The organism is Streptomyces filamentosus (assembly GCF_014654895.1).
In the GTDB taxonomy this organism is placed as follows: domain Bacteria; phylum Actinomycetota; class Actinomycetes; order Streptomycetales; family Streptomycetaceae; genus Streptomyces; species Streptomyces filamentosus.
Genome location: NZ_BNBE01000002.1, coordinates 852,351 through 873,379, shown reverse-complemented (window position 1 = coordinate 873,379; position 21,029 = coordinate 852,351). Strand labels below are relative to the sequence as shown.

Genomic DNA, 21,029 nt, shown 5'->3' with positions numbered 1-21,029 from the left:
CCGGAGTTCACCCCGTCGGCAGCACGCACACCTCGTCGAGCCCCAGCACCCGGTTCAGCCGCCCGAAGGCCAGCCACGACCCCAGGCTCATCGTCAGCTCCACGATCTCCGCCTGGCTGTAGTGCGCGGTCATCCGCGTCCAGAACTCCTCGTCCAGGCCGTGGTGGTCGAGCGCGTACCGCTCCGCGTACTCCGCCGCCAGCCGCGTCCGCGCGTCGAAGGAGTCCGACACCTCCGTGGTCCGCCAGGCCGCGACCACCTCGTCGAAGCCCTCCTCGACCTTCACCCCGTCCCGGTCCGTGCGCCAGTCCAGACAGAAGCCGCAGCCGTTGATCTGCGCGATCCGCAGCCGCGCCGCCTCGAACTCGCGCAGCCCCAGGGTCGTGTGGGCGTACACCGACAGCGAGAAGTTCGCCGCCGCCGTCCCGATCTCCGGGACCATGTCGCCCCACACGTACCCGATCGGCTCCTGCCCCTCGGGAATGTCGATGATCACCCCGTGCTCCTTCCCAGCTTCCCCACCGCCGGCCGTATCGGCACGTCCAGCGCGTCGTAGAGCCCCGGCTCCGCCGCGACCAGCCAGTCGATCGCCCCGACCAGCCGCCCGACCGCCGTCGCGTTCCCGCCGGCCGCCCGGTTCTCGTCCTCGTCGGTGGCCGCCACCGTCACCTCGATGCGCGGCCGGCCCTCGACGATCACCCGGTGCGCCCCGGCGCCGTCCGGCGGCACCGGCCAGTCCGGCGCGCAGGACGGATGGATCCGGGTCACGTGCTCGATCACGATCCGCGGCTCGCCGCCGACGATCCCCTGCACCTCGAAGCGGACCGCGCCCTGCGTGCCCGCCTCGAAGACGCCCATGGTCCGCGTCTTCACGGTCGACGCGAGGGTCAGCCGCTCCACCGTCTCGCGGATCTCCTCCACCTCGGCGCCGAGCGCCCGCGCCATCAGCCGGATCTGCCCGCCCCACACCATCGTCGGGACGGAGGGGAAGAGCATCGGCGGCTCGTAGGAGAGCGGCTTGCCCATCCCGATCAGCTCGCGCACGGAGAACTCCTGCTCGTACGTCGAGTAGTCGAAGATCTCCTGGCAGCGGATCGCGTCCACGGTCGTGCCCAGGCCGCTGACCAGCAGCGGCAGCACGTCGTTGCCCCAGCCCGGGTCCACCCCGGACGCGAAGAGCGACCCGCCGCCCCCGGCCACCGCCGCGAGCACCGGATCGCGGAACTCCGGCGGAGCGTTCCGCGGGTCGTACAGCGGGTACAGCGACGGCGTCACCACCACCGCCCCCGCCGCGACCGCCCGCACCACGTCCTCCAGGGCCCCGTCGGGCCGCACGTCCCCGGAGGCCGCGTACACCACGGCCCGCGGCCGCGCCCCGAGGACCGCCCCGACGTCGTCGGTCGCGGTCACGCCCAGGTCGTGCCCGAGCCCCGCGAGCGCTCCCGCGTCCCGGCCCACCTTCGCCGGGTCGGAGACGAGGACCGCCGCCAGTTCGAGCCCGGGGTGGGCGGCCACGGCCCGGATGGCCGCCCGCCCGACATTTCCGGTTCCCCACACCACCGTCCGTATCATGCGCGGAGGGTAGCGCCGGGGACCGGAGGTTCCCAGACCCGCGACGAAACGATCTGACGTAGCGTCAGATAGGCCGTGCGGTACGGGATATCAGCCCAGCCTCAGGGTCACGAAGGGGATCGTGTCGCCCGGCAGCACGTACCGCTCCACCTCCGTGAAGCCCCGTGCCCGCGCGAACCGCAGCCCCTCCTCGTTCGAGGCGAGGACCACCGTCTCCACCCCGGCGCCGCCCAGCGTCCGCGCGTGCGCGAGCCCCCGCTCGTACAGCACCGTCCCGAACCCCCGCCGCCGGTGCCCCGGCAGGATCCGCGCGATCACCGTCGCCGCCGGCGTCTCCCCGTCCGGCGGCCGCACCGTCGAACAGCCCACCGCCACCCCGTCCAGGTACGCCACCTCCAGCCGGTTGCGCCCGGCCCGCTCCCGCACCTCGTCCTCCGACAGCACCGCCGTCGGGACGATCGCGTTGTGCACCGCCCGCCAGTCGGCCCGCTCCCGCGCACCCGCCGCCGGCACCACCCGCAGCTCCCCGGCACCCCCGGGACCGCTCGTCCCGACACCCTCGAGACCGCTCATCCGGCCACCCCATCCCACCCCCCGTCCGCCGGTCAAGCGCTTTCCCGCCCCGTCCGCTCCCCCGTACGGGTGGGCCGCCGCCGTTCCCCGGGCCACCGCCCGCCCAGCGGGTACGGATCGCTCCACTGCCCCCGGCCAGGAGGATGCCTTCCCATGCCCGCCTTCGTCCGCAAGGGCGCCCCCGCGCTCCTCGGCGCCGGCACCCTGTGCGCGGCCCTGCTGCTCACCGGCTGCGCCCGCCCCGACCCCGCCGCCCCGCCGGCCCCGACCCCGCCCGCGAGGAGCGCGGCGCCCGCCCCCACCGACGCCCGCCCCGCCGCCCCCGTCCGCGTCCCCGGCCTCGGCCCCCGCACCCAGGCCCGCGTCCCCGACGGCACCACCCAGGTCCTCGTCGTCTCCGGCGCCACCGCCGACAGCAACACCGCCACCGCCGTCCTCCACCAGCGCGCCCCCGGCGGCCGCTGGTACGAGGCCGGCGGCCCCTGGCCCGCCCACAACGCCCTGCGGGGCTGGACCGACGACCACCGGGCCGGCGACCTCCGCAGCCCCACCGGCGTCTACCGCATCGGTGACGCGGGCGGCCGGCTCCCGGACCCCGGCGCCCGCGTCCCCTACGACGAGGACCCCGAGTTCGCCATCAGCGGCACCGGCTTCCTCGGCGAACCCCTCGAAGGCTCCTTCGACCACGTCATCGCCATCGACTACAACCGCGTCCCCGGCCGCACCCCGCTCGACAAGGAGCGCCCGCTCGGCCAGGAGCGCGGCGGCGGCGTCTGGATCCACGTCGACCACGGCGGCCCCACCCAGGCGTGCGTCTCCCTCGGCCGCGACGACCTGCGCTCCCTGCTCCTCGCCCTCGACCCGGCCGCCGAACCCGTGATCGTCATGGGACCGGCCCCCGGACTCGCCCGCTGAGCGGGGGGAGTCCGGGGGCCGGCCGCCGGCGCGGGGGAGCGGCTCAGCCGACCGCTCCCCGGAACGCCCCGGTGTGCAGCCGGGTCTGCTCCGGCGTCAGATAGGCGTCCGTGTACTCGAAGTCCCGCAGCGTCCCCGCCTTCGAGGCGAGGAACCCGGTCCGCACGTAGTCGTCCCCGGCCACCGCGTTCAGCAGCCAGTTCGTCATCACCCGGGTCTTCGCCACGTTGGTCCGCAGCGCCGCCCAGTGGTAGCCCCGGGCCACCGCCTGCGCCGCGGGCCCGTGCAGCTCCACGCCCAGCGGCTTCGACACCCCGTCCATGCCGCCGAGGTCCACCACGAGCCCCAGGTCCTTGTGCCGGTAAGGGTGCGTGGGCTCCCCGCGCAGCGTCGCCACCAGGTTGTCGGCGAGCGCCTTGCCCTGCCGCATCGCGTGCTGGGCCGTCGGCGGGCAGATCGAGCCCGCCTCGTCCTTGGCGAGGTCCGGCACCGCCGCCGCGTCGCCCAGCGCCCACACCCCATCCGACCCGGGCACGGCCATCTCCGGCGTCACCACCAGCCGGCCGCGCAGGGTCTCCGTGCCGACCGTCCCGACCAGCGGGCTCGCCGCCACGCCGGCCGTCCAGATCAGCGTGCGGCAGGGCAGCACCCGGCCGTCCGTCAGGGTGACCGTCTCGTCGTCCACCGAGGCCACCGACACCCCCAGCGAGACCTGGATGCCCCGCCGGGTGAGGACGTCCATCGCCGCCTTGCCCAGCTTGTCGCCCAGCTCCGGCATGAGCTTCGGCGCGATGTCCACCAGGTGCCACTTGATCAGGGCCGGGTCCAGGCGCGGATAGCGCTTGACCGCGTTGTGGGTGAGCAGCTGGAGGCAGGCCGCCGTCTCGGTGCCCGCGTAGCCGCCGCCGACCACCACGAACTGGAGCCGCGCCGCCCGTTCGGCGTCGTCGTCGCTCGCGTCCGCCAGGTCCAGCTGGGCGATCACGTGGTCCCGGACGTAGACGGCCTCCGCCAGGGTCTTCATGCCCCGCGCGTGGTCGGCGAGCCCCGGGATGTCGAAGGTCCGGGTCACGCTGCCGGGAGCCAGGACCAGATGGTCGTACGGCTCCACGTCGTACTCCCCGGAGATCGTCCGGACCACCACGGCCTTCGCCGCCGTGTCCACGCCCACCGCGCCGCCCGGCACGATCCGCGTCCGGTGCTTCTGGCTGCGCCGCAGCGACAGCGCCACCGACTGCGGGGTCAGGACGCCCGCCGCCACCTGGGGCAGCAGCGGCAGGTAGAGCTGGTACGAGAAGGGGGAGAGCAGCGTGATCTGCGCCTCCCGCTCCGTGAGCCGCCGTTCGAGCCGCTTCACACAGCCCACTCCGGCGAACCCGGCGCCCACCACGAGGATCCTCGGTCGCGTCACGCTTGCCGCCTTCCGTATGAGCGTGCAAAGTGCGGTCTTCTATGACTGCATATGCACATGTGGCAATTTTTCGCTGACTATCCGTGGTTTACCCTTTTTATCGTCATTGCATCAGGATCGCTCTTCGGCATGGTCCGCTTCGGGCCCGTGAAGCTCGGCGCGGCCGGCGTGCTCTTCGTCGGACTCCTGGTCGGGGCCCTGGACCCGGACGTCGGCAAGGCCGTCCCCGCCGGACTCTCCGTCCTCGGCCTGGCCCTGTACGTGTACACGGTGGGCCTGGAGGCCGGACCGGCCTTCTTCCGCGAGCTGCGGCCCCAGCTCGCCGTGATGGTCGGCGCGGTCGTCGCGCTGGTCCTCACCGCGCTCGCCGTGGGCCTGATCGGCAGCGGGGTCTTCGGCATCGACGGTCCCTTCCTCGCGGGTGGCTACGCGGGCATCGGCACCACCACCCCCGGTCTCGCCGCCGCCCAGGCCGCCTCCGACGACCCCACCCAGGCCGCCACCGGCTACGCGATCGGCTACCCCCTCGCCGTCGTCCTCACCATCCTCTTCGTCGCCGGCATCGCGGCCGTGCGGAACTGGCCCGGCCGCCGCGACCCCGGCACCGGCCTCCCCGACCGGCTCGTCAGCCTGACCGTCGACGTCACCCGCCCCGCGCGCTGGGCCGACGTCCCCGGCGTCGCCTCCGGCGAACTCCTCGCCAGCGCCCACCGCCCGGCGGGCGGGACGATCCACATCGTCGTCGACGGCGACCCCGGCCCGCTCGCCCCCGGCGACGCGCTCGTCCTCGTCGGCGGCCCCGAGGCGGTCGCCGCCGGCGTCGCCGCCCTCGGCACCGAGGCCCCCGAACACCTCCTCGACCACCGGGACGTCGTCGACTACCGCCGCATCCTCCTCACCAACCCCGACCTCGCCGCCCGAACGGTCGCCGAACTCGGCCTCGGCGAACGCTTCGGCGCCCGCGCCACCCGGGTCCGCCGCGGCGACCAGGACCTCCTCGCCCACGACGACCTGCTGCTCCAGCTCGACGACCGGGTCCGCGTCGCCATGCCCCGCGAGCGCACCGCCGAGGTCACCGCCCACCTCGGCGACACCGAGGCCAAGGTCAGCGAGGTCAGCGCCGTCAGCATGGGCCTCGGCCTCGCCGCGGGCTTCCTCATCGGCATCCCCAAGCTGACGATCGGCTCCACGGTCCTCTCCCTCGGCACCGCCGCCGGACCCCTCGTCATGGCGATGGTCCTCGGCCGGCTCCGCCGCACCGGCCCCCTCGTCTGGGTCCTGCCCACCCGCGCCAACCTGACCCTGCGCCAGATCGGCCTGCTGGTCTTCCTCGCCTGCGTCGGCCTCACCTCCGGCTACGCCTTCCGCCGCGACGCCTTCTCCCTCTTCGGCCTGAAACTGCTCCTGGTCCTGCTCCTCGGCGCGGTCCTCAGCTACGCCCTGATGGTCCTGGTCTGCCGCCTCCTCGGCCAGAGCCGCCCCCGCACCATGGGCCTGCTCGCCGGGTACGTCGGGAACCCGGCCATCACCGCGTACGCCAACAGCCGGGTCTCCGACAGCCGGGTGAACACCGGCTACGCCACCCTCTTCGCCCTCGCGATCCTGGTGAAGATCGTCTGCATCCAGCTGATCGTCGGTCTGTGAGGCGGCCGTCGGCCTGTCGGCCTGTCGCCGGTCCCGAGTCGCCCGTCGGTCTCCGGCGGGCGGCCCCGCCGCGTGCGGGTTACGGTGCCCGAGGACCCCGCACGGAAGGCGGAACGGCACCATGAGCACGTACCAGGTCGGCTACTTCGTCGGCAGCCTGTCGACGAAGTCCATCAACCGGATCCTCTCCCAGGCCCTGATCCGGGTCGCCCCGCCGGGGCTGGAGTTCCGGGAGATCCCCATCAAGGACCTCCCGCTGTACAACCACGACTTCGACGCCGACTACCCGCCGGAGGGCAGGGCCCTCAAGGAGGCCATCGCCTCGGTGGACGCCGTCCTCTTCGTGACCCCGGAGTACAACCGGTCCATCCCCGGCGGCCTCAAGAACGCCATCGACTGGGCCAGCCGTCCGTGGGGCACCAACTCCTTCACCCACAAGCCGTCCGCGGTCATCGGAGCCTCCCCGGGCAAGATCGGCACCGCCGTCGCCCAGCAGAGCCTCCGTTCGGTGCTCAGCTTCTGCAACTCGCCGCAGATGAACGCCCCGGAGGCGTACATCCAGTTCACCCCGGGCCTCTTCTCCGACGACGGGGAGGTCACCGACCCGACCACCCAGCAGTTCCTGTCGGACTTCATGGAGGACTTCAAGACCTTCATCGAGCGGGTCCTGACGGTCCTGCCCCGGAGCTAGGGCGCCTCCGCCCCGACCAGCGCGGTCACCAGGCGGCGTACCGCCGGGCGCGGGTCGGGGGAGCCCGGCCAGGAGGTCATCAGCAGGTGGTGGCTCGCCCCGACGAGGGCGAGGGCCGCGGCGGCCGGGTCCAGGCCGGCGGGCACCCGGCCCAGGTCCCGCTCGGCCGCCAGATAGCCGGCGACGGCCTCCTCGATCGCCGCGAACCCCGGCGCGCCGCCCTCCAGGGCCTCGCGGACCCGGAGCGCGGCGGGGGGCCGGGCCATGACGAGGCCGGAGACCGCGGGGCCGCCGGAGTCGAAGAGGGCCGAGACGACCGCGTCGAGGTTCCCGGCGACCGTCCCCCGCCCGGCGAGCCCCGCGAGCGCCCGCGCCTTCCCGGCGGTCCGGGCGAAGCGGTCGAGGCACAGCTCGGCCACGAACTCGTCGAAGCCGGCGAAGTGCGCGTGCAGCAGCCCCTTGGCGCAGCCCGCCTCGGTGGTCACGGCCCGGCTGGTGAGCGCCCCCGGCCCGTCCCTCTCCACGACCCGCTCGGCCGCCGCGAACAGCCGCTCGCGCACGTCCGGCGTCGCCACTCCGCGCGGTGACATGGGCCCGCCGTCCTCTCCTGGTCCTCCGCCGGGGTCCGACCACCGGCCACTGCCGGCCGCCGACCATCGGGCGCCGGCCGATGACTCCCGACTGCCTGGATGGTAGACGGCATTGCCGAAATGGGCACACGCCCATACTCTGGGCCGCGCAAGAATGGGCAGCTGCCCATTCCCTTCGCCGCCCCGGGAGGCAACCATGGCGTCCGCCGTCGACCCCGCACAGGACCAGGCGTGGAACGGCCCCGAGGGCGTCCACTGGGCCCGCACGCAGGACCGCTGGAACGCCGTCAACGACGGCTTCAACGCACCCCTGCTCGACGCCGTCGGCATCGCCCCGGACCACCGCGTCCTCGACGTCGGCTGCGGCGCCGGGCGGACCACCCGCCTCGCCGCCCTCCGCGCCCCGCACGGCCACGCCCTCGGCGTCGACCTCTCCGCCCCGATGCTCGCCGAGGCCCGCGCCCTGGCCGCCCGCGACGGCGTCGGCAACATCTCCTTCGTCCGCGGCGACGCCCAGACCCACCCCTTCGACCCGGGCGCCCACGACGCCGCGATCAGCCGCTACGGCGCCATGTTCTTCGCCGACCCCGTGGCGGCCTTCGGCAACATCGGCCGCGCCCTGCGCCCCGGCGGCCGCCTCGCCCTCGTCTGCCCGTCCGACCCGGCGCTCAACGACTGGGTGACCGCCATGACCTCGCTGCGCGGCATCCTCCCGGTCGGCGACTTCGGACTCCCCGACCGTCCCGGCATGTTCTCCCTCTCCGACCCCGGCCGCGTCCGCGCGGTCCTCACCGCCGCCGGCTTCACCGCCGTGTCCGTCGAGGAGACCCGCGCGTACGGCACCTGGGGCCGAGGCGCCGCCGACGCCGCGGACTTCCTCCTGGCCACCGGCCCCGGCCGCCACCTCATGGACCGCTCCGACGCCCCCACCCGCACCCGCGCCCGCACCGCCCTCACCGACCGCCTCCGCCCCCACGAGACCCCCGGCGGCGCGGTCCGCCTCCTCAGCACGGCCTGGCTGGTGACGGCGGCCCGGCCCTGAGGACCGCGGCCGCGCGTCGTGGACCCCGGAACTAGAGGACGACCACGCCGAGCGGTCGCGAGCCCGCCGGGAGGCGCTTCACCCCGCCCGAGGCGAGGTCGACGACGCTGATGCCGTCCCAGTACCCGTCCCGGGTGAAGCCGCCGGTCACGTACGCGGTGCGGCCGTCCTCGGACACGGCGACGTCCTCGTGGGGGCCGTCGAGCGGATAGACCCGCTCGACGCCCTCGGGGGAGCGGACGGTCAGCGAGGGGCCCCGGTCCGCGCTCGGGTCGATGGGGCCGGTGCCGACGGCGAACAGCGTGCCGTCGGCCGTCACGGCCGCCCCGTGCTGGTGGGTGTTCGCGGTCATCTCCTCGATCTCGACCCGGCCGGTGGCCGGGTCGACGACCGCGAGCCGCTCGCCCTCGAAGGGCATCAGGAGCCTGCCGTCGGAGGGGCGCACGGCGGTGTAGTGCGGCTTCAGCCAGGAGCCGAGGCCGCCCTCGGTGCCGTACGGGGCGACCTCGACGCGCCGGGCGGCCAGCGAGTCCGCGTCGACGACGGTCACGTCGAAGGAGTCGTGGTTCGTGGCGTACACGGCGGAACCGTCCCGGCTGACGTCCACGTCGAACGGCCGGCGGCCCACGTCCACCACGTCCACGACCTTCGCGGAGGCGGTGTCGACCACCTCCAGGGTGCCGTTCCCGCCGGGCACGTTCACCCCCACGTAGACCCGCTTCCCGTCCGGGGAGAGCGCGATGCCCATCCCGCCGCCCCGGTACTCGCCGGTGGTCACCGGGCCGGTGTCGGTCCGGTACGGGACCAGGGCCAGGCGCTGCCGGGCGGCGGTGTCGACGACGGCGACGCCCTCGGCGGTCGCGACCCAGGCCCGGCCGTCCTTCCCGAGGGCGAGGCCGTACGGCGCGGTCCCCACCTCCACCGAGCCGGTGGCCCCGCGCGCGGGGTCGACGAAGGTCACGGTGTCCGACCCGAAGTCGCTGACGAGCAGCGTCCCGGCCTTCGGTGCCGCGGCCGGTCCGGTGGAGGGCGGCGGGGTCACGGTGACGGTGGGGGCCGAGGGCGACGGCGCCCCGGTGGTGGCGGTGGCGGTGCCCGCCGGCGCGGCGGCGGGAGCCGGATCCGCCTGGGCGCATCCCGAGAGCAGGACCCCGGCGACCGCCGCGGGCAGCAGGACGCGAGCGGTACGGGACGGGCGGCGGATCTTCGTCATCTCGGGCTCCTCGGTGCGGGACAGGAGGAGGACGCCGCGCGGACCCGGCCCCTCCCGTGTCCCGATCCTCCGCCCGCCGGGCGCCCGGACCCGTCGCCCGCCCGTCCACGGCCCCCGGCCCCTCCGGTGGACCCGGGGGTCGGCCGATCGGATGACCCCGGGTACGTCAGCGGGCGGTCGGGGAGGGGTACCGGGCGGAGCCGCCGTTCTCGGGCAGCTCGTCCTCGAAGTCGCACGCGGCGAGGGCCTTGAAGCCGATGTCCCACGGGGTTCGCAGCAGTCCGGCCACCGCCCCGGTCACCTCGGCGGGCGCGGCACCGGGGACGGCTTCGCACTCCAGGACGGTCGGCCACTGGAGGAAGTCATGGGGATGGGCCCGTTCGCCGGTCACGCAGTCGTCGTACGAGGCGTCCACCAGGAGCGGCCCGAGGCGCAGCTCGTGCGGCTCCCCGGCGACGGCTTCGACGCCCGGGACCCACCGGAGCCGGTCGGCGGCGGTCTCCGGGGCGGCGACGTCGACGTACACCGGGCGGTACGCGTACCCGTCGTCCACGAGGAGAGGGCTCCTGCTCCTCCTCCTCCCGGTACGGGCCCGTGCGGCGGGACCTGGGTCAGCCGCCCTGCGGGAGCGAGCGCATCGCGACGATGCCGGCGTGGCCGGACGGGCCGCCCTGGCCGGGGACCGGGCCGGGGAGCTGCATGCCCGCGGGGCCCGGCAGCCCCGCGGGGCCCGCCATCCCGGGCTGGCCCGGCGCCGGCTGGCCGGGAACGGCCGGCAGGCCCTGCGGCGGCATCCCCGGGCGGCCCATCGGCGGCTGGCCCTGGCCCTGACCGGGCATCCCCGGCTGGCCCTGCATCCCCGGCTGACCCTGCATCCCCGGCTGACCCTGCATCCCGGGCTGACCGGGCATCCCCGGCTGTCCCATCGGCTGCTGTCCCATGGGCGGCTGTCCCGGCATCCCCTGCATCGCCTGCATGCCCATCGGCTGCTGCGGCGCGGGCGCGGGAAGCTTGATGTACCGGCTCAGGTCCCGCAGCACTTCCTCCGCCGCCTGCCGCACGTCACCGGGCACGTCCCCCCGCTCTCGTATGAGCTGGGCGTAGATCGGTGCGGTGCCGTCCGCGTGGTTCATGGAGTCCGTCGCTTCCTGTCAGCTGGGTCGGTGCCGCCACCGGCGGGCAGACGGCGAGTCTACGGGGAAGCACCGACACCCCGTGGCGCGGGGAGCCCGCCCCCACCCGGCCGGGGGACCCCCGAAGCGCCCCCGCGACGGCCCGGAGCACACCCCCGTCCGTGTCAGGATCGAAGGATGCTGGAGAAGATCATCGCGGCGTGCGACGGCGCGTCCAAGGGAAATCCCGGCCCCGCCGCCTGGGCGTGGGTCATCGGCCGGGCGGACGGCACGGTCGAGCGCTGGGAGGCCGGCCCGCTCGGCCGCGCGACCAACAACGTGGCCGAACTCACTGCCCTCGAACGGCTCCTGGAGACACTGGATCCCGCCGCGCCCGCGGAGATCCGGATGGACTCGCAGTACGCCATGAAGGCCGTCACGACCTGGCTCCCCGGCTGGCGCCGCAAGGGCTGGAAGACCGCCGCCGGGACCCCGGTCGCCAACAAGGACCTGGTGGTGCGGATCGACGCCCTGCTCACCGGGCGGGACGTCGACTTCGTCTACACCCCCGCCCACCGCGCGGACGGCGACCCCCTCAACGACGCCGCCGACCGGGCCGCCAGCCACAGCGCCCGCACCCAGGAGCCGCTGGGCTCGGACGCCGGTTCCGCCCTGCCCGATCCCGAGCCCGCAGCCGCCCGCGCCTCCGCCCCCCGCGCGCCCCGGGCGCGCTCCTCCGCGCCGGGCGGATCCGCCTCCTCCGGGGCCCGCCGGAGTCGCCCGTCCGGCGGCACGCTGAAGGCCAAGTTTCCGGGCCGCTGCCGGTGTGGGCGTGCCTATGACAAGGGGGAGACCATCGCGAAGAACCCGGAGGGCTGGGGGCACCCCACCTGCGTCTGAGTCCTGAGGCCGTCCGAGGGGCGGGCGCGCCTGTCCGCCCCCTGAGACCGCCGTACGGGCCCCTCCGGCAGGCTTCACCCGCCCGTGGATCCGGGTTCTCCCAGGGTTCTGTTCTCAGAGCTGATGTGGCTGCATACTGTTCCTCCTCGCACCTGGTGGCGAACCGTTTTGCCTGCTCATCGGACGTCTTTCGACGTGACATCGGCACCCGGCGAGATTCCCCCTTCACTTCCGGCGCACAGCGTCGTGGCGGAAGTGACCCCTGCCCGTGAAAGACCCGAGGTTCCGTGCCAGTACCTGTTCTCCTGACCGGGCGTTCCGTGCGCCTGGAGCCGCTGGCGATGCGGCACGCCGAAGCCCTTGCGCGGGCCGGCGAGGCGGACCGATCGGCCTATGCCTTCACTCCCGTGCCGAACGGCCTGGAATCCGCGCTCGACTACATCGCCCGCGCCCTGGCCGATCAGGCCGCCGGGCGCTGCCTGCCCTTCGCCCTGGTCAGTACCGCCGACGACCGGGTGATCGGCTCCACCCGCTTCCTCGAACTCGACTATTGGCGGGGGCCGCTCGTCTGGCCCCCGGCCCCCGGCCGCCCCCACGGGGATCCGCTCACCGCGGTCCCCGACGCCGCCGAGATCGGCAACACCTGGATCTCCGGCGACGCCCGGGGCACCGGCATCAACACCGAGGCGAAGCTGCTCATGCTCCGCCACGCCTTCGACACCTGGGGCGTCCGCCGGATCACCCTCCGTGCAGACGCCCGCAACACCCGCTCCCGCGTCGCCATCGAACGCCTCGGCGCCACCTGCGAGGGCATCCGCAGGGCGCACTCGCGCGGCCTCGACGGCGCCGTCCGGGACACGGCCTTCTACTCGATCCTCGACGAGGAATGGCCCACCGTCCGGGACATCATCGAGCTGCGGCTGAGCACCCCCCGCCGGGCCCGGGTCCTCCAGGACCTCCTCCCGGCCTGAACCGCCCCGCGCCGCCCGCACTGCGGGCGGCGCGACGGGGTGGTTCCATGGAAGCGACGGGAAGGACTCCACGTGAGGACACGGAGTAGCGGTCCGCGAGGCCCGCGCACCGTGCAATCAGGATCCGCGAGAAGCGGGTGAGTCCTTCCCGCCCCCTTTTCCCCTGAACCCGGCCCCGGCCCTCCCTGGATCCGGGCCACGGCTCTCCCCCGGATCCGGCCTCGGCCGGCCCCGCCCGCGACGGGCACCGGAACGGGGGCGGGCGAGGGAGGCGGTCCCATGAGCGGCGGCGCGTGGACGGTCCTGGCCGTGGCGGGCGTGACGGCGGCCTACGCCCTCGGCTCGCGACGGCTGTCGACGACCCCCGTCTCCTCCGCGCTCGTCTTCACGGGCTGCGGCGTCCTCCTCGGCCCCGCCGTCCTCGGCGTCGTCGACGCCCACGACGCCGGACCCGTCACCGCCCTCCTGGAAGCGGCCCTGACGCTGGTGCTGTTCACCGACGCCATGACCGTCCGCCGGCGCGACCTGACCGTCGGCGGCTTCCTGCCCCGCCGTCTGCTCGGGATCGGCCTCCTGCTCAGCATCGCCGTCGGCTGGCTGCTGGCCTGGCCCCTGCTCCCCGGCCTCACCGTCTGGGAACTCGCGCTGGTCGGCGTGATCCTGGCACCCACCGACGCCGCGCTCGGCAAGACCGCGATCTCCGACCGCCGCGTCCCGCCCCTGGTCCGGCAGGGCCTGAACGTGGAGAGCGGACTCAACGACGGCATGGTCCTGCCGTTCTTCCTCGTCTTCCTCGCCGCCGTCCCCGGCACCTCGTACGCCACCGAGGGCGTGGCCGGCACCTTCTGGCGCTCCCTGCTGCTCAGCACCGTCCTGGGCCTGCTCGCCGGCGGCGCCTGCGGCCGGCTCCTCCAGGCGGCCCGTGCCCGCGGCTGGATCACCCGCGAATGGCGCCACGTCTACGTCCTCGCCGTCGCCGCCGGCTCCTACGAACTCGCCGTGGTCACCGACGGCAGCGGCTTCATCGCCGCCTGGGTCGCCGGCTTCGCCTTCGGACACGCCCTGCGCAACGTCCCCGGGGCCGCGCCCGGAACCGCCGCACCGGACGGCCCCGGGGAGCGGGACACCACCCCCGACCTCGCCGAAGACCTCGGCGGCCTCCTCGCCTCGATCGGACTGCTGCTCTTCGGCGCCCTCCTCCTCGGCCCCGCCCTCCAGCACCTGAGCTGGCGGATCGTCCTCTACGCCCTGCTCAGCCTGACCGTCGTCCGGCTCGTCCCCGTCGCCCTCTCCCTCCTCGGCAGCGGCCTGCGCGCCCCCACCGCCCTGTACGTCGGCTGGTTCGGGCCCCGCGGCCTCGCCTCGGTCGTCCTGGGCCTCCTGGTGGCCGAGGAGCACGTCGCCGGAACCGAACTGCTGGGCCGCGTCGTGGCCGTCACGGTGGCCCTCAGCGTCCTCCTCCACGGCGCCACCGCCCCGGCGCTCGCGGGGGCGTACGGCGCCTGGTACCGCCGTGCCGCCGCGGCCTCCCGCGGCACCCTCAAGGAGGCCGCTGAGGTCCCCGCGGGCGGGGAGCGCCGCCGCCTCGGGCATCCCGGCGGCCCCGCCGCCTGAAGGCCGGGGAGTCCTGCCGGTGCGCCGGTCACCGTCCGGGACGACCATGGAAGGGAGCTCGGGTGCCGGGCACCGGCCCGTACCCGCGGAACGAGAGCGAGGACCACGATGGCCGCCACGCACACCTCACACCGGACGGGCAGCTCACAGCAGATGTGGGCCGGGGGACTCACCGTCTTCGCCGCCGTCATGCTGGGGATCACCGGAGTCGTCGGGATCTTCCGGGGGATCATGGCGATCGCCGAGGACGACGTCTTCCTCACGACGCCCAACTACGTCTTCCAGTTCGACCTCACCGGATGGGGATGGATCCACCTGGTCCTCGGGGCCGTCGCCGTCCTCGTCAGCTTCGGCCTCTACCGGACGTCGATGTGGGCCCGCGTGGCCGGAGTGGCCATCGCCGCCCTCGTCATCGTCGCCAACTTCCTGTCCCTGCCGTACTACCCGGCCTGGTCGATCCTGATGATCGCCATGTCCGGCTTCGTCATCTGGGCCCTCTGCGTCGTCAAGCCCGACGACACCGCGGCGCTCTAGAACCTGCCCGAGGAGCCGGGGGAGCCCGTCACGGCGCGAGCTGGTAGAGGCTGCGGCTGATCAGCCACAGTCCCAGCAGCACGCAGAGGCCGAAGATCGCGGGCTCCTTGTGGCGGGTGAGCCAGCCCCGCAGCCCCGCCAGGGTGCGGTGGGCCCGCTCGGGGGAGAACACCACCGACAGCTCCATCGCCAGCAGCGACGAGGTGGCCAGGAGGCAGAAGACCACCAGCGCCACCACGTTCCCGGCGTCCGAGAGGTCCGCCTGGACCACCGTGGCCGCCGCGGCGCCCACCATCCCCCAGGGCTGGAGGAGCACCGGGAGCGCCGCGGCGGACCGGACGGAGACCCCGTCCGGCGAGGCCGCCTTCCGCGGGACCCGCTCGGCCGCCGGCTCCGCCGCCGCGCCGCGCCGGACGCGCCGCCGGCGGTACCACGCGTACCCGACCAGACCGATCCCGAGGACCAGCGTGACCACCTGGGCCGCCGTCGACGGCGGCGAGCGGGGCGCGGGCGGCTTCCCGCCGGTGAGGAGGACGACGGCCCCGATCACCGCCACCAGGCACGCCAGCCAGGCCGCGATGAACACCAGCCCCTTCCGCACGCCCCGGGGCGAGGCCACCACCAGCACGAACGCCATGACCGGCAAGGGGAACAGCGTCACCGCGAGGCCGATCAGCACCAGGTCGAGCACCATCACGCCACCCCCGGTCCGGGTCCGCCGCGCCGGCCGTCCCACCGGGCCCCGCCGGGCCCCGGGGACGGCCGCGCGGGCCGGCCGGTCAGGAGCGGCCCTTCCTCAGCGAGTCCCCGACGCCCCGGGCCCGTTCCCTGACGGACCGCCAGGACCTGCGCAGCTCGGCCCTGGCGCGGTCCGTGCGGCCCTCGGCCTCCCTGCGCTCGTCCCCGGTGAGGCGCCCGGCGAGCTCTTTGGCCCTGCCCCGGGCCCGGTCGACCTCGTGCCGGGCCCTGTCCTTCGCCCTGTCGATGGTGCCGCTCATGCCCGCGATCCCTCCTCGCCCCCCTGAGGACGGTCCCCGTCCTCCACGCTAGGCCGGTGCCGCCGCCCCCGCCCGTCGGCCCGGGACCCGGCGGGTAGCGTGGGCGGCGACACCGTGCCGTGCCCCGGGAAGGACCGAGTGACCGCCATGCCCGCCGACGCCCCCGCCGCCCCCGCCGACCGGGACCCGCACGTCCTGCGCCGCACCGAGGGCCGGGCCGGGCTCCTCACCCTCGACCGGCCCCGGGCCATCAACGCCCTCACCCACCCCATGGTCCGCGCCCTCGACGCGGCCCTCGCCGACTGGGCGGACGACCCGGCGGTCGCCGCCGTCGTCCTGCGCGGCGCGGGGGAGCGGGGCCTGTGCGCCGGCGGCGACATCCGCGCCATCCACGACGACGCCCGCGCCGGCGGCACCGCCACCGCCGCCTTCTGGCGCGACGAGTACCGTCTCAACGCCCGCATCGCCCGCTACCCCAAGCCGTACGTCGCCCTCATGGACGGCATCGTCATGGGCGGCGGCGTCGGCGTCTCCGCCCACGGCTCCGTCCGCGTCGTCACCGAACGCTCCCGGATCGCCATGCCCGAGACCGGCATCGGCTTCGTCCCCGACGTCGGCGGCACCTGGCTCCTCGGCCGCGCCCCCGGCGAACTCGGCACCCACCTCGCCCTCACCGGCGGACAGATCGGCGCCGCCGACGCCCTCCTCACCGGCCTCGCCGACCACCACGTCCCCGCCGCCGCGCTCGACGCCCTCACCGCCGACCTCACCCGCCTCCCCGTCGAGGAGGCCCTGGCCCGGCACACCACCGCCCCCGCCCCCGGCGTCCTCGCCGAACGGCGCGCGTGGATCGACGCCTGCTACGCCGCCCCCACCGTCGAGGAGATCGTCGACCGGCTCCTCGACTCCGGCGTCCCCGCCGCCAAGGAGACCGCCGACACCCTCCTCACCCGGTCCCCGACCGCCCTCAAGGCGACCCTCGCCGTGCTGCGCGCCGTCCGCGCCGTCGACAGCCTCGAAGCCGCCCTGGACCTGGAGTACCGCGCCTCCTGCGCCGCCCTGACCGGCCACGACCTCGTCGAGGGCATCCGCGCCCAGGTCGTCGACAAGGACCGGAACCCGCGCTGGAGCCCGGCGACCCTCGCCGAGGTCACCGACGCCGACGTGGCCCGCCACCTCGCCCCCGCACCCGGCGGCGACCTCGGCCTAGCGGGAGCCTGACGCGGCCCCGGCGGCCGGCTCGCCCAGCGCCCGCGCCGCCGTCCGCCACGCCTCCGTCACGGCCCCGTGCGCCAGCGCCGTCGCCGCCGGGACGTCCGCCGGCAGCCGCAGCGGCGCCCCGATGTGCACGTGCAGGCACGGGCGCCGCACCGGGGCCGTCAGCACCCCCGCGATCTGCTTCACCACGCCGCCCGAGGTGATCCGGCGCGCCCCGGCCTGTCCGACCGGCACCACCGGCGCCCCGGTGGCCCCGGCGAGCCGCGCCAGACCGGTGCGGAACTCCTCCGGCGGCGCCTCCGACGCCTCCCGGCGCGGCGGGATCCGCCCCTCCGCGTAGAGCATCACCGGGCGCCCCGAGGCGAGCGCCACCGCCGCCCGGTCCAGCGCCGCCGAGGCGTGCGCCGTGCCCCGGTGCACCGGCACGTACCCGTCCCGCGACAGCGCCCGCCCGAGCCCCGGCACCCGCCACAGCCCCGCCGCCGCGAGCAGCACCGGCTCTGCGCCGAGCCGCCGCCGCAGCGCGGCCAGCACCAGCGCCGGGTCGGCGAGCGAGGTGTGGTTGACGACGACGATGGTGCCCGGCTCGATCCGGGCGCCGGGGTCCGCGGTCACGGTCAGCCGCCCGAAGAACGGGACGAGGTGTGCGGCGAGACGACTGAGCACGGGCGGATCCTCCACCTTTCACGGACGGTCACGGACCCGCCCATCGTCGGCCGGAGCCCCCGCCTCCGGCATGGGCGCCCGTACTCACCCGGTACTCATCCCGCCCGCACCGCCCGGAAGACATGGCCTAGGCTGATCCGACGGGTGGTCACGGCGGAGGACGGGGGTGGGCGGTGCGCGTCACCGAGCGGGTCCCGGTCCGCCTCCTCGCCCGTCTCCTCCCGGCGCTGCTCTGCGCGCTCTGCGCGTTCCTCGCCGCGCCCGCCGACCCCGGCACCGGCCCCCGCACGCCGGTGGCCGCCGCCGAGGCCCCCGCCGCGCCCGACCCCCACGTGTCGTCCGCCGAGACCGCCGAACCGCCCGCCGTCGTCGAGCAGTCCGTGCGCTTCCCGGCGCCGCCCGCCGCGCCCCCGGCCGTACGGGGCGCGGACGGCCCGCCCGCCCCCGGGCGCTTCGCCGGGGACCCGCGCCGGGAGCGCGCGCCCCCCGGCGTCCCGTACGACCCCCGGGCCCCCCGCGGCCCGCCCTCCACCCGGCACAGCTGACGCCGTTCCACCGCGCCGCCGTCCGGGCCCCCGGCATGCCCACGGCCCGGCCACGCGCGCGTACCCCCAGCTCGCCCGTACGGACCGCCGCCCCGGCGCGCGGCCGTGCACCGCCCGTGGAGACCCCATGCCCTCGTCCGCCGTGCTCCGGCGCGCGCTCCTCGCGCTCGCCGTCGTCGCGCTCGCCCTCTGGACCGCCCTGACCACCCCGCCCCGCCTCGGCCTCGACCTCCGGGGCGGCACCCGCATCGTCCTGGAGACCCGGGACACCCCCGAGGTCCGCGCCGACGCGGCGGCCACCGACCGCGCCCTCGAAGTGCTCCGCAAGCGGGTCGACGGCCTCGGCGTCGCCGAACCCTCCCTCGCCCGCTCCGGCGAGAACCGGATCGTCGTCGAACTCCCCGGCCTGCGCGACCCGCGCGAGGCCGCCGAGGTCATCGGCCGCACCGCCCAGCTCACCGTCCACGCCGTCACCGGCACCGCCGCCGCCCCCGCCGAGCACCCCGCCGCCGACGGCACCCGCACCCTCCCCGACCCCGACGGCGGCGGCCTCCTCGTCCTCGCCCCGCCCGCCCTCACCGGCGACGGCGTGAAGAGCGCCGACGCCGTCCTCGACACCACCACCGCCCGCGGCTGGACCGTCGACCTCGCCTTCCGCGACGGCGCCGCCGCCGACTGGGCCCGCCTCACCGGCGCCGCCGCCTGCGCCCCGGCCGGCGACCCCGCCCGCCGGGTCGCGATCGTCCTCGACGACCGGATCGTCTCCGCCCCCGCCGTCCAGGCCGGGGTGACCTGCGGCGCCGGCATCACCGGCGGCTCCACCCAGATCACCGGCGGCTTCTCCGCCGACGAGGCCCGCGACCTCGCCGCCCTCGTCGAGGGCGGCGCCCTGCCCGTCCCCGTCACCACCGTCGAGCAGAGCACCGTCGGCCCGACCCTCGGCGCCGAGGCCATCCGCGCCAGCGCCCTGGCCGCCGTCATCGGCCTCGCCTGCACCGGCCTCTTCGTCATCGCCGTCTACCGGCTCCTCGGCCTCCTCGCCACGATCGCCCTGCTCCTCTACGGACTGATCTCGTACGCGGCCGTCGTCGCGCTCGGCGCCACCCTCACCCTCCCCGGCCTCGCCGGCTTCGTCCTCGCCGTCGGCATCGCCGTCGACGCCAACGTCCTCGTCTTCGAGCGGGCCAGGGAGGAGTACGCGGCCCTCGCCCGCACCACCGCCGTCCGCGACCCCCGCCGCCCCCTCGCGACCGCCTTCGGCCGGGCGTGGAGCGCCGTCGCCGACTCCAACGTCACCACCCTCCTCGCCGCCGGCCTCCTCTTCGCCTTCGCCACCGGCCCGGTGAAGGGCTTCGGGGTGACCCTCGCCCTCGGCGTCCTCGCCTCGATGGTCACCGCCATGGTCATCACCCGGCTGCTCGCCGACGCGGCCCTCGCCCTGCCCGCCGTACGCCGCAGGCCCGCGCTCACCGGCATGGCTGGCCTCGGCCGCCTCCGCACCCGGCTGAACCGCCGGGCGCCCCGGCTGATGGCCCGCCGGCGCCGCTGGTTTGCCGGCAGCGCCGTCCTGCTCCTCGCCGCCCTCGCCGGGATCGGCGTGCGGGGCGTCGAGTTCGGCGTCGAGTTCACCGGCGGCCGGGACGTCCGGTACGCCGCCACCCGACCGGTCGACGCCGACGCGGCCCGCGCCGCCGTCGCCGAGGCCGGCTTCCCCGACGCCGTCGTCCAGACCACCGGGGACGACGGCCGGGACGTCACCGTCCGGGTCGGGGAGACCGGCGACGCCGCCCACGACCGGATCACCGAGGCGCTCACGACGGCGGCCGGCCCCGTCACGGTCGAGCGCGACGACCTGATCGGCCCCAGCCTGGGCGGCGAGCTGCGCACCCACGCGCTCATCGCGCTCGGCCTCGCCGTCGCCGCCCAGCTCGTCTACCTGTCCGTCCGCTTCCGCTGGACGTACGCGACGGCGGCCGTCGCCGCGATGGTCCAGGACGTCCTGCTCGTCGTCGGCCTCTTCGCCTGGCTCGGCAAGCCGGTCGACAGCGTCTTCCTGGCCGCCCTGCTGACCGTCGTCGGCTACTCGGTCAACGACTCCGTGGTCGTCCTCGACCGGCTGCGCGAACTGCGCCGCAAGGGCGGCCGGATCCCGCTCGCGGACCTCGCCGACCGGGCCGTCGCCCAGACCCTGCCCCGCACCGTCAACACCGGCATGGGCGCCCTGTTCGTCCTCGTCGCCCTGGCCGTCCTCGGCGGCGACACCCTCGCGGACTTCTCCGTAGCCCTCCTCGCCGGCGTCGTCCTCGGCATGGCCTCGACGGTCTTCACCGCCCTCCCGCTGGCGGTCTCCCTGGAGTCGGGCAACCCGCCCCCGGCCCGCCCGGCGGCCCGCCCCGCCCCCGACCGCACGGGAGCGGTCGTCTGACCGGCCCGGCCGGGCGTCACCCCAGGCGCCCGGCCGCCCGCCGGTCCACCGTCGCCAGGGCCGTGTTCCCCGCGGCCACGACGGCGAACACCACCCCCGCCGTGCCGTGCCCGAGGTCCGCGAGCGCGAGCGCCGCGGCCCCGAAGACGAGCGCCTTCACCGCGAGGACCCCCGGCAGGGGCACCCGTATCCGGGCCTTCGGCGCGGCGAACAGCCCCCACAGCACCGCCGCCGCGCCGGGCACCGCCACCGCCAGGAGCAGCCGGAGCGGGGTGGGCTCCACGGCGCCCCACCCCCACCAAGCGAGGAGCCCGAGGGCCACCACCTCCAGCACGAAGGCCAGGAGTTCGTTGATCACGCGCGGCGTGCCCTTCATGGACGGTCCCTCCCTCGGG

The 21,029-nt window shown here is 75.8% G+C and carries 23 protein-coding genes; 11 read left to right on the top strand and 12 right to left on the bottom strand.

The genetic code is table 11. The features are described 5' to 3' along the window. Positions 1–7 precede the first annotated feature (7 nt). The 3 genes from IE326_RS22860 to IE326_RS22850 all read right to left on the bottom strand — a co-directional run bounded on the left by IE326_RS22860 (position 8) and on the right by IE326_RS22850 (position 2,145). Entirely contained in the window at positions 8–496 is a 489-nt protein-coding gene (locus IE326_RS22860; protein WP_150226609.1) for a carboxymuconolactone decarboxylase family protein, read from the bottom strand. Next, positions 493–1,572, bottom strand: a complete 1,080-nt coding sequence (locus tag IE326_RS22855) for an NAD(P)H-dependent amine dehydrogenase family protein (protein WP_190042828.1) — start codon at positions 1,570–1,572, stop codon at positions 493–495. The genes IE326_RS22860 and IE326_RS22855 overlap by 4 nt, the downstream gene beginning before the upstream one ends. Positions 1,573–1,662: 90 nt before the next feature. Continuing rightward, positions 1,663–2,145, bottom strand: a complete 483-nt coding sequence (locus IE326_RS22850) for a GNAT family N-acetyltransferase (RefSeq protein ID WP_190042827.1) — start codon at positions 2,143–2,145, stop codon at positions 1,663–1,665. A 153-nt stretch (positions 2,146–2,298) separates the two neighbouring features. On the opposite strand from IE326_RS22850, the gene IE326_RS22845 reads away from it, so the two are divergent. After that, positions 2,299–3,060: a hypothetical protein gene (locus tag IE326_RS22845; protein ID WP_190042826.1), complete on the top strand. Its 762-nt coding sequence runs from the start codon at positions 2,299–2,301 to the stop codon at positions 3,058–3,060. Between the two features lie 43 nt (positions 3,061–3,103). Here the strand turns inward: IE326_RS22845 and IE326_RS22840 are convergent, their stop codons facing one another. Then, positions 3,104–4,471 (bottom strand): NAD(P)/FAD-dependent oxidoreductase, encoded by a 1,368-nt coding sequence (locus IE326_RS22840; protein ID WP_190042825.1) that lies wholly within the window; start codon positions 4,469–4,471, stop codon positions 3,104–3,106. Positions 4,472–4,522: 51 nt separating this feature from the next. Between IE326_RS22840 and IE326_RS22835 the strand changes: the two genes are divergently transcribed. Then, positions 4,523–6,115, top strand: coding sequence for an aspartate-alanine antiporter-like transporter (locus tag IE326_RS22835; RefSeq protein ID WP_308440335.1), 1,593 nt, complete (start codon positions 4,523–4,525; stop codon positions 6,113–6,115). Between the two features lie 121 nt (positions 6,116–6,236). Beyond that, complete coding sequence (locus IE326_RS22830) at positions 6,237–6,806, top strand: NADPH-dependent FMN reductase (RefSeq protein WP_150226604.1); 570 nt, start codon at positions 6,237–6,239, stop codon at positions 6,804–6,806. Here the strand turns inward: IE326_RS22830 and IE326_RS22825 are convergent. Then, the gene (locus tag IE326_RS22825; protein WP_190042823.1) at positions 6,803–7,396 is read right to left on the bottom strand and encodes a TetR/AcrR family transcriptional regulator; all 594 of its coding nucleotides are present in this window, start codon (positions 7,394–7,396) and stop codon (positions 6,803–6,805) included. The genes IE326_RS22830 and IE326_RS22825 overlap by 4 nt on opposite strands. A 196-nt stretch (positions 7,397–7,592) precedes the next feature. Here IE326_RS22825 and IE326_RS22820 point away from each other — a divergent pair, with 196 nt between their 5' ends. Continuing rightward, positions 7,593–8,438 (top strand): class I SAM-dependent methyltransferase, encoded by an 846-nt coding sequence (locus IE326_RS22820; protein WP_190042822.1) that lies wholly within the window; start codon positions 7,593–7,595, stop codon positions 8,436–8,438. Between the two features lie 31 nt (positions 8,439–8,469). On the opposite strand, the gene IE326_RS22815 is transcribed toward IE326_RS22820, so the two are convergent. The 3 genes from IE326_RS22815 to IE326_RS22805 all read right to left on the bottom strand — a co-directional run bounded on the left by IE326_RS22815 (position 8,470) and on the right by IE326_RS22805 (position 10,784). Then, positions 8,470–9,642, bottom strand: a complete 1,173-nt coding sequence (locus IE326_RS22815; RefSeq protein ID WP_373310282.1) for a YncE family protein — start codon at positions 9,640–9,642, stop codon at positions 8,470–8,472. A gap of 175 nt (positions 9,643–9,817) precedes the next feature. Beyond that, positions 9,818–10,204: a hypothetical protein gene (locus tag IE326_RS22810; RefSeq protein WP_190042820.1), complete on the bottom strand. Its 387-nt coding sequence runs from the start codon at positions 10,202–10,204 to the stop codon at positions 9,818–9,820. A 58-nt stretch (positions 10,205–10,262) separates the two neighbouring features. Then, positions 10,263–10,784 carry a polyadenylate binding domain-containing protein gene (locus IE326_RS22805; RefSeq protein WP_190042819.1) on the bottom strand — a complete coding sequence of 174 codons (522 nt, stop codon included), beginning with the start codon at positions 10,782–10,784 and terminating at the stop codon, positions 10,263–10,265. 177 nt (positions 10,785–10,961) lie between these two features. Between IE326_RS22805 and IE326_RS22800 the strand changes: the two genes are divergently transcribed. From IE326_RS22800 to IE326_RS22785, 4 genes are all read left to right on the top strand, one after another. Next, positions 10,962–11,663 (top strand): ribonuclease H family protein, encoded by a 702-nt coding sequence (locus IE326_RS22800; RefSeq protein ID WP_190042818.1) that lies wholly within the window; start codon positions 10,962–10,964, stop codon positions 11,661–11,663. 287 nt (positions 11,664–11,950) lie between these two features. After that, positions 11,951–12,634: a GNAT family N-acetyltransferase gene (locus IE326_RS22795; protein WP_150226599.1), complete on the top strand. Its 684-nt coding sequence runs from the start codon at positions 11,951–11,953 to the stop codon at positions 12,632–12,634. Positions 12,635–12,913: 279 nt separating this feature from the next. Further along, on the top strand, positions 12,914–14,248 hold the full coding sequence (locus tag IE326_RS22790; protein ID WP_150226598.1) for a cation:proton antiporter domain-containing protein: 1,335 nt from the start codon (positions 12,914–12,916) through the stop codon (positions 14,246–14,248). 108 nt (positions 14,249–14,356) lie between these two features. Continuing rightward, positions 14,357–14,782, top strand: coding sequence for a DUF7144 family membrane protein (locus tag IE326_RS22785; protein ID WP_150226597.1), 426 nt, complete (start codon positions 14,357–14,359; stop codon positions 14,780–14,782). Between the two features lie 28 nt (positions 14,783–14,810). On the opposite strand, the gene IE326_RS22780 is transcribed toward IE326_RS22785, so the two are convergent. Next, complete coding sequence (locus tag IE326_RS22780; protein ID WP_150226596.1) at positions 14,811–15,476, bottom strand: GAP family protein; 666 nt, start codon at positions 15,474–15,476, stop codon at positions 14,811–14,813. A gap of 85 nt (positions 15,477–15,561) precedes the next feature. After that, the gene (locus IE326_RS22775; protein ID WP_150226595.1) at positions 15,562–15,780 is read right to left on the bottom strand and encodes a CsbD family protein; all 219 of its coding nucleotides are present in this window, start codon (positions 15,778–15,780) and stop codon (positions 15,562–15,564) included. 147 nt (positions 15,781–15,927) lie between these two features. Here IE326_RS22775 and IE326_RS22770 point away from each other — a divergent pair, with 147 nt between their 5' ends. Then, a complete protein-coding gene (locus IE326_RS22770; protein WP_150232387.1) occupies positions 15,928–17,001 on the top strand; it encodes an enoyl-CoA hydratase/isomerase family protein in 1,074 nt (357 codons plus the stop codon). Here IE326_RS22770 and IE326_RS22765 read toward each other — a convergent pair. Next, positions 16,987–17,664 carry a lysophospholipid acyltransferase family protein gene (locus IE326_RS22765; RefSeq protein WP_150226594.1) on the bottom strand — a complete coding sequence of 226 codons (678 nt, stop codon included), beginning with the start codon at positions 17,662–17,664 and terminating at the stop codon, positions 16,987–16,989. The genes IE326_RS22770 and IE326_RS22765 overlap by 15 nt on opposite strands. 173 nt (positions 17,665–17,837) lie before the next feature. Here IE326_RS22765 and IE326_RS22760 point away from each other — a divergent pair, with 173 nt between their 5' ends. Both IE326_RS22760 and secD read left to right on the top strand, forming a co-directional pair. After that, positions 17,838–18,209, top strand: coding sequence for a hypothetical protein (locus tag IE326_RS22760; protein ID WP_150226593.1), 372 nt, complete (start codon positions 17,838–17,840; stop codon positions 18,207–18,209). Positions 18,210–18,336: 127 nt separating this feature from the next. Next, the gene (gene secD, locus IE326_RS22755) at positions 18,337–20,634 is read left to right on the top strand and encodes a protein translocase subunit SecD (protein WP_190042817.1); all 2,298 of its coding nucleotides are present in this window, start codon (positions 18,337–18,339) and stop codon (positions 20,632–20,634) included. 16 nt (positions 20,635–20,650) lie between these two features. Here the strand turns inward: secD and IE326_RS22750 are convergent, their stop codons facing one another. Beyond that, the gene (locus tag IE326_RS22750) at positions 20,651–21,010 is read right to left on the bottom strand and encodes a YrdB family protein (RefSeq protein WP_190042816.1); all 360 of its coding nucleotides are present in this window, start codon (positions 21,008–21,010) and stop codon (positions 20,651–20,653) included. Between the last annotated feature and the right edge of the window lie 19 nt (positions 21,011–21,029).